Source organism: Phormidesmis sp. 146-12 (assembly GCF_052939495.1).
The window spans coordinates 88,491-95,730 of sequence record NZ_JBJPHS010000016.1; the positions used below are offsets into that span (position 1 = coordinate 88,491).

Genomic DNA, 7,240 nt, shown 5'->3' on the forward strand with positions numbered 1-7,240 from the left:
ATCAAGTTATGAGACAAATTCGCCGATTTCAGCCGACGTTACTGCCAGAAAGCAAAAACTTGTTGCCAACGTGCTTTGTCGGGTTGAGCATTTTTGTCGGGCTGCAAACGCTGCTAGTGTTATTTTTGAGTGTCAAAGTGAATGATTTGGCAACGCGCAAGACTACCTTTGTGCAATTGGTTGATGGTCGAGCGGTTGCCGTCCGTGAAGAAGCAGTCACCTACCGCATACCTGACTTGGTGAAGAATGTAGCGCGACAATGGACGATTTTAACCTGGACTTGGGATAGCAAACTTCCCGGCACGAGTAAGCCAGATGCGGGACAGAAGATTGGCAGTAACCGCCTGCCGACCACAGCATACCTGGCATCCTTTTTGCTCCAGGGAAAAACGAAATCCAGTGGTTCTAGTTTTCGGGAGGAGTCACGAAAAGCGATCGCTGAATTAACCCCAGCGGGTGTGTTTAACGGCAATACCCGTTCCACCATTCTGATCAGCTATGTTTCAGAGCCAAGAACGATCGCACCAGGTAAATATGAAGTAGATATGGTTGCTACCCGCAATGTGATTGACCAGTCCGGGCAAACTGAGGAAATTCCCTTCAACCGCACGTTTACTCTGGAAGCTGTAGATATTCCCAGATCCCCACTGGGCAAAGATGCAACCGATATTGAACGAGCAGTCTACAACGTTCGAGAAGCCGGACTTGAAATTACTGATATCAAACCTTTTAACCCGAATCAACCATGAGTGATCAAAATAATCCGATTCATGTTTTGCCAAATGAAGCAACAAATCAATCGACTGAATCAAGTCAAGCAGGGCGTGAAATTGATCCAGTTGAAGCGGCTCGGTTAGCTGGCTATAACGCGGTAGAAACAGAGCAGCTTGTTAAGTCGGAATACAAACTGGTGCAGGCGCATGAGGGAGGTGATACTCGCTCCAAACACGAGAACCCATTGGTGCGACTGGCAACGGTTGCGCTGCCAATGGGCGCGATCGGGGGTGGGGTATTTGGCATCTGGTTTCTGTTCATGGCTCCCAAAGGCGACAAGCAACCTGAAGTGATTGCGTCACCCATCCCAACACCCACGCTTGCCACTGATAACGAAGGTGCCCTGAAAAGCCAGCTTGCCTTCCAAGATCAGCAAGCACTGGTGGAAAAGCCAGAGGCGAAGCCGAAAAATAGGAGGAGCAAAGAAGTTAAAGCTGTTGAGCAGAAGCCTGTCAGGACTCGTCGGATCGCAGCGGTCTCTGAGCCAGAGACGATTCGCAGTACACCTCCGACCCGCCGCTATCCTTCGCCTGCGCCGATACGAGGTGCTGCTGCACCTGCCGTGTCCTCTCCAAAAACAGAGGCAGTTGATCCGTTTGCTCGATGGAATGCTCTGGCAAAACTGGGGCAACAGGGAGCGGAGAACCAGGCAACCTCTGAAACAGTGACTGCTAACAGTCAGCCACCTGACAATGCCAGCACGAACGGGCAACTCATTCCAACAGTACAAGTAGGAATGCAATCCACTACGGAAGCAGCATCTGAGGAGTCAGAAACCACTGAACCGACGGATTTGCCAACGCTTTTTCAACCTCCTACATTCCAGTTTCCAGTTGATACTCAAACCATCGTTGCCTCAGCCAAATCTTTTGGAGGGCTGGGTTTAGGTGATTCATTAACGACAGAAGAGCGCATCTTGCAAGCCGATGTTGAAGCACCCCACTTATCGAAGCCAATGCGCGTTGCGATCGGAACGACCGTATCAGCCAGAGTTGTTGTGCCGATGATTGCCAGTCAAGAAAGCAAGGGCTTGGGACGATTTGTGGTGGAGCTTACCCAAGATGTCCCGGCCACAGATAGTAGAGTGGCACTGCCACAAGGTACATTGCTCATTACTGAGATTAACAACATTGAGAAGCAGACCAATCTGGTGAATCAGAGTGCGGTGGCGATCGTCTACAAAGATCGGTTAGGCAGCACTCAACAGCAACAAATTCCAGCAGAGAGTTTGTTAGTGAGAGGACAAGAAGGTGAACCGTTGCTTGCCAAATTTAACAGTGATCCAGGAGGTGCGATCGCGGGACAGGATTTTCTGGTTTCCTTACTAAGTGGGTTGGGCAAAATTGGCGAAGTGGTGAATCGTCCACAAGAGGACAACACGATCATTTTTGATGGGTTAGGCAGTTCTCAGGTATCTCGGCGCACAACCCGTGAACCGGATCTGCTTGCGGCTGCTTTTGAAGGTGCGTTTGGGGTCGCAGCGGATCGACTACGGCAACGTTCAGATAAAACGACTGATGAATTGCTCTCCAAACCGAAAGTGTTGGTTGTCAAGAAAGGCGAAGAAGTGTCGGTGGTATTCAACACGTTCTTTGAAATTCAGAGGTAGAAGATGATCAGGCAAATTTCATCCTTGATGCTGACATTGAGTTTCACATTATTTCAGCCTACTGTGATTGCGGCACAGGAAATTATTCGTGTTTCTCCAAAGACAATAAATCAACAACCCATTATGGTGAAGGTTTGGTCTGGACGAGCAACCGCGATCGACTTTAGTGCGACTAAGCAACGCATCATCAGTGTTGTACTGGCTGATCCTTCAAGGTTAGTCTACAACACTGATGTGCCCATCGAATCAGGTCAAACATCTACACTCTTTCTCAAGCAGATTCAACCCCTCAAGTTCCCCGGTGTGACGACCGCAAGCTTGACCAACCTGTTTATCAAAACGGTGAATCCTCAGGGCAGGCAACAGCTACACATCTTCAATGTGGTGCCTGCACAGGGTGTACCTGAATATAGCAGTGTGCAGGTGTCGAAAACCGCTTCCAAAACCGGTTCAGTATTACCAACGCTTTCAACTCCAGAAATGTTGAATCGGGTGGAGGCAGGAATGCAAGTGGCGATCGCTCGTGGACTTGCGAAGTCTGATGATCCTCTGTTCGAGCAAGTTCGCCAATTTATCATCGAAGCTCGTAGCGGAGCATCCCTTGTTGCTGCTACCAGACGAGCCAATGTCTCACCTGCCTTGATTCTCAAACTCAGCCAATTGGGATTACAACCTGTCCGATAAGTTCTTTGTTGTGATGTCACGAGAGAAAAGACAAGACAGGCAACCTCGTAGACTATGAGTGCGAGAACTGCTTTTGCTGTTTAGCAAACAAGTTCGTAAACACCTGCGCAGCTGCTTGTTCTTGTAAAAGTTGGTCATGCGCGAACAAGATTAATTGCTCAATCAACGCTTGCCCTTGTTGTCGCACGACTTCCCCAATGGTTTGGAGGGGATGAGTCGGACGCTTGCCTCTAGGTGGCTTTGACGATGACGGTAAACAGGCAAGATGCAACAACGAGTAGGCCACGAACACTAAACACCAATGGGATTGCATGGCTGAGTGTGAACGCACGCGATACTGGTCGAGTCCCAACAGTTGTTTGCCGTCTCGATAGAACGTTTCGATTGTCCAACGCTGCAAGTAGGTAGCCAAAGTTTGTTTGGCACTCCAGTCGGTTCGGTTGGTGACCAGAACGGCATAAGAACCGCCTAGGTCAGCGGATTGGAAGCTAATTACCAAGCGCACCCGTCCCATCCCAGACAATCGAGTACAGACACTAAAACACCAATAACGGTGGTCGTCAAGGTCAACGGGGCGATAGGCGGTCGCAGGAATCAAGGGAACTAAATCCTCGACTTTGATCACCCCATTGGCAGCCAGGGGAATCGGCTGTCCTTGAGCATCGCGCAACACAAACCCCTGCATTGATAAGTTGCGATTCCGTTTGAGTAGGCTCACCCACTGCTTGTGGTGGTTCGCCAGTTGCTGAACGAATTCAGCCGTCAGATACCAACTGTCCATCAACACCGTGGTAAACGGCAACCCATGCGCGATTGCCTGCTTGAGCAACTCATGAGCAATCGTCATCTTGGTGCGAAACTGCTGATGGAGTCGGGCAAATTCGGGGTCTTCCAGCAACGTTGAGTCCAGTTCCTTGTGCAACTTCTGCCGCGCTTGAGTCGGCGGCGGAATCTTTTGGTCAGGAAAGTGCTTGGCAACAAATTTCTCCCACTGCGTCAAGTCTTCGTAGCGACGGTAAAGCTCACAATCGACCGGAAATCGCACGGCTCCACTGCGATAGTGACTCGTCACCAAGTTGTGCGCTAACGGGTAGCTGCTATCGCTGTGGTTATAGTGGCGCTCAATATACTCAAACAAACTCCCCACATGCTCACATAACGTGTCATCAATCAACAAGCACGACTGCTCCGCCTTCAACCGCACATTCGCCGTTTGCGCCAGCATGTATTGCACCCGATGGGCATTCATCTCCTGGCTCTTCCAGGGTGACTCGCTCAAAAAGCGCGATAGATTCGTCTTGTCTGCGCTCTCCAAGGTACAGCGGCTGATATTGCTCAAGCTTTTGTTGTCCAGCACGATTAGTCCTGTTAAGTAGGTCTGAAAGTTCTCATAGGCACGTTCATCACTGAACAAGCCGCCAAAGGCTTCGGCATGATGAGCAACAATCGGGGCAGGGGCGACTATCGGCAGTTGCATCGTGCTTAAACCTCCATAACTGGACTGAACTCGTCTGCAATCTCCCCCGATTCCTCACTCCTGATCATCCCACCGCAGAAGGATTTCGCTTTTTCTCTCCAGACATCACAACACTCAAGATTTAATTGAAATCGACTTGCTACGCGCTCATCCGCCGCTGCCGCTACGAGGAGGGACCGGTTGGGATTATCGCATTGTTGTCAGTCGTAGTGAGCAGCGTCCAGCAGCTACACTATATGGCTTTGATTTGACTGAACCGATCCCTCAGTTTCCGTTGCCCCTCAAGCCCGAAGATGCGGATCTTGAAGTGGATTTACAAGCCATTTTTCGCGGCATTTACAATCGAGCAGGTTATCAGTATCGGATTGACTATCGGCAACCGTTACCGCCACCGAAGTTGTTGCCTGCAAAGCAACAGTGGGTAGAGACGTTGTTAGCATCGGTACGGGGGGAGTAGTGGCAAAGTCGATTCCCTTGAAATGCCAAAAATGTGCGATGCTCGATGCGGCACAGGCGCAGGCGTTACATGGAACTGAGGGCGATCGCTGCTGGAATCCGAAGGTTTGCTACAGTCGGCGATCGTATGCCCGACATCGCGATCGTAAAAATCAGCAGCGCAATCGTTCTCGGCAAGAATCGGTGCTGAAGACATTAGAAGTTGAGATTCCAGAATTTGCGTATCTTTACTATGCAGTGTTGGTCGTGTATCGAGCAGCAGGGGGGGATACTCCAGTTCATGCGATTTCGGCGCAGGTGTGGCAGGGACAGCAACAGATTGCGATCGTCGAACCAATTCACTGTGTTGGTATGGTTCCCAGTCAAGTTCATGCTTATATTCGTAAGTTACTTGACTTGTTGAATGAGGAATACGGAATTCGCAAGTTTGCCAGTCTAGAGCGAATTGACCCACAGTTGTGCCCGATGCGTCCTTGTTTGCATCATCCGTTGGTGGTGGCATGAGACAGCTTCAATTATCGCTATGGAAAGTGCTAGAGGAAGCGGCTCAGTCGCCAGAAACCGCAGAGTTGAATCAATTGTGGCAGGAGGTGGAAGCGTCGATCGTCGATTTAGAATGCGCGGGACAGTTGCAGGTGGCGGGTGAGGCGATCTCTCAGATTACCGCTGTGTTTGAGGCGCGATCTCAGCGAGCATTTGAAGAAATTGTGGCAACGGCAAGCCAGGACGGTCCGATCATGAGTGAAGCTGCATTTGACCCCTATGTGCGGCAGACGATGCAAATCGAGTTTGATGAGTACATTGAGCCATTTGATAGCTTGCCACGTAAACCGATCTCGATCAATGAGAACGAGTCACGGTCAATTGTGGCAGAAGTGGAGCCAATGCGATTGATTGAGGCACTGCATGAAGCAATTGGGGTCGTTGATCCCGAAGTGGCGTATGAACAAGCTTTAGCACTGGCGCATGAGGAAGATGTCTCCGAGTGGGGAGCCGCGATTCAAACTTGGCTGGGTCAACACAATCAAGCCGTTCCATTGTTGCGACTTCAGCGATCTCTGAAGATGCCTTTGGTGCAAGTATGGTTAGCACTGTTACTGAATGGAGTTGCGATCCAACAGCGGGGAGAGTTTTATGACCTTGAGCAAGTTTGGGTTCTCCAGTCGAGCAGTCGGTTTGAAAAGAGGTCATTGGAAAGTCCTTAAAAAATTCACCAAGAAGCTTAATTTTCTGAAGTTTGGCAAGCGATATACTTTGGAAGACGGCTGACAGTCCTTCGTTGGGAGAGCATTCCATGATTACCCTGCCTGGAGTCACGATCCACAGCAAAATCTATGAGAGCTTGGCAACTCTTGTGTATCGGGGCATTAGAGAGCGGGATAATTGTGCCGTGATTGCCAAAGTTCTCAAGCAGAATTATCCCTCTCTTCAGGAATTAACTCGCTATCGGCAGGAATATGAAATTACCCGTTCCCTCAACATTGAAGGTGTTGTCAAGGCTTACAGCCAGCAAGACTATCAGCGCACGCTGGTGATTCTCTTGGAGGACTTTGGTGGAGAGTCCTTGGAATACTGGATGCGACAGCAATCAGACTTCTGCCCGATGCCTTTGTCGATTTTTTTGGATGTCGCGATCGCCCTGACTGATACTCTGGGCAAACTCCATGCGGCTCACGTCATTCATAAGGACATCCATCCTGGCAACATTGTCTTTAATCCGCATACTGGCGTGGTCAAGCTCATTGATTTTGGCATTGCCACTCGCTTCAGCCGCACGAATCCCACGTTCAAAAATCTGCATCTGCTGGAAGGAACCCCCGCCTATCTGTCGCCAGAACAAACCGGGCGGATGAACCGGAGGCTTGACTATCGCACTGATTTTTATTCATTGGGCGTAACCTTCTATGAACTGTTAACGGGACAGTTGCCGTTTCCCACCCAAGACCTCCTGGAGCTAGTTCACTGTCACATTGCTAGACCCCCGATTCCGCCGCACGAATTGAACGCTGCAATTCCCAAACCCATTTCAGACCTGATTTTGAAACTGATGGCGAAGAATGCGGAGGATCGCTATCAGAGTGCTTGCGGGATCAAAGCGGATCTAGAACGATGTGCTGAACAACTGGCAGAAGTGGGTCGAATTGAACCGATGCAATTGGGTTTGCAAGATGTGTCTGAACAGTTTTGCATTCCTCAAAAACTGTATGGACGAGCGGCAGAGATTGAAGCCTTATGGGTGG

General features: G+C 49.9%; 8 protein-coding genes. 7 read left to right on the forward strand and 1 reads right to left on the reverse strand.

What is annotated here, in order from left to right; translation table 11 throughout:
- Window positions 1–8 precede the first annotated feature (8 nt).
- Genes ACKFKF_RS09905 through ACKFKF_RS09915 form a run of 3 tightly spaced genes read left to right on the forward strand, consistent with a single transcriptional unit; the run spans window position 9 to window position 3,067 of the window.
- Window positions 9–749: a hypothetical protein gene (locus tag ACKFKF_RS09905; RefSeq protein ID WP_446867579.1), complete on the forward strand. Its 741-nt coding sequence runs from the start codon at window positions 9–11 to the stop codon at window positions 747–749.
- Window positions 746–2,383 (forward strand): hypothetical protein, encoded by a 1,638-nt coding sequence (locus ACKFKF_RS09910; protein ID WP_446867580.1) that lies wholly within the window; start codon window positions 746–748, stop codon window positions 2,381–2,383. Before ACKFKF_RS09905 ends, ACKFKF_RS09910 begins: the two co-directional genes overlap by 4 nt.
- 3 nt (window positions 2,384–2,386) lie before the next feature.
- The gene (locus ACKFKF_RS09915) at window positions 2,387–3,067 is read left to right on the forward strand and encodes a hypothetical protein (protein ID WP_446867581.1); all 681 of its coding nucleotides are present in this window, start codon (window positions 2,387–2,389) and stop codon (window positions 3,065–3,067) included.
- A 52-nt stretch (window positions 3,068–3,119) separates the two neighbouring features.
- Here ACKFKF_RS09915 and ACKFKF_RS09920 read toward each other — a convergent pair whose 3' ends face one another.
- A complete protein-coding gene (locus ACKFKF_RS09920; RefSeq protein ID WP_446867582.1) occupies window positions 3,120–4,544 on the reverse strand; it encodes an IS701 family transposase in 1,425 nt (474 codons plus the stop codon).
- Window positions 4,545–4,668: 124 nt separating this feature from the next.
- Here ACKFKF_RS09920 and ACKFKF_RS09925 point away from each other — a divergent pair, with 124 nt between their 5' ends.
- The 4 genes from ACKFKF_RS09925 to ACKFKF_RS09940 all read left to right on the forward strand — a co-directional run.
- The gene (locus ACKFKF_RS09925; protein WP_446867586.1) at window positions 4,669–5,001 is read left to right on the forward strand and encodes a DUF4058 family protein; all 333 of its coding nucleotides are present in this window, start codon (window positions 4,669–4,671) and stop codon (window positions 4,999–5,001) included.
- Window positions 5,001–5,504 carry a hypothetical protein gene (locus ACKFKF_RS09930; RefSeq protein WP_446867583.1) on the forward strand — a complete coding sequence of 168 codons (504 nt, stop codon included), beginning with the start codon at window positions 5,001–5,003 and terminating at the stop codon, window positions 5,502–5,504. The genes ACKFKF_RS09925 and ACKFKF_RS09930 overlap by 1 nt, the downstream gene beginning before the upstream one ends.
- Window positions 5,501–6,205, forward strand: a complete 705-nt coding sequence (locus ACKFKF_RS09935) for a hypothetical protein (protein ID WP_446867584.1) — start codon at window positions 5,501–5,503, stop codon at window positions 6,203–6,205. Before ACKFKF_RS09930 ends, ACKFKF_RS09935 begins: the two co-directional genes overlap by 4 nt.
- A gap of 89 nt (window positions 6,206–6,294) precedes the next feature.
- A partial coding sequence (locus ACKFKF_RS09940; protein WP_446867585.1) for a serine/threonine protein kinase occupies window positions 6,295–7,240 on the forward strand: 946 nt, incomplete at its 3' end.

Coding starts and splice junctions, on each gene's coding strand:
- ACKFKF_RS09905 (WP_446867579.1), top strand. CDS start 9: ATGAGACAAATTCGCCGATTTCAGCCGACGTTACTGCCAGAAAGCAAA.
- ACKFKF_RS09910 (WP_446867580.1), top strand. CDS start 746: ATGAGTGATCAAAATAATCCGATTCATGTTTTGCCAAATGAAGCAACA.
- ACKFKF_RS09915 (WP_446867581.1), top strand. CDS start 2,387: ATGATCAGGCAAATTTCATCCTTGATGCTGACATTGAGTTTCACATTA.
- ACKFKF_RS09920 (WP_446867582.1), bottom strand. CDS start 4,544: ATGCAACTGCCGATAGTCGCCCCTGCCCCGATTGTTGCTCATCATGCC.
- ACKFKF_RS09935 (WP_446867584.1), top strand. CDS start 5,501: ATGAGACAGCTTCAATTATCGCTATGGAAAGTGCTAGAGGAAGCGGCT.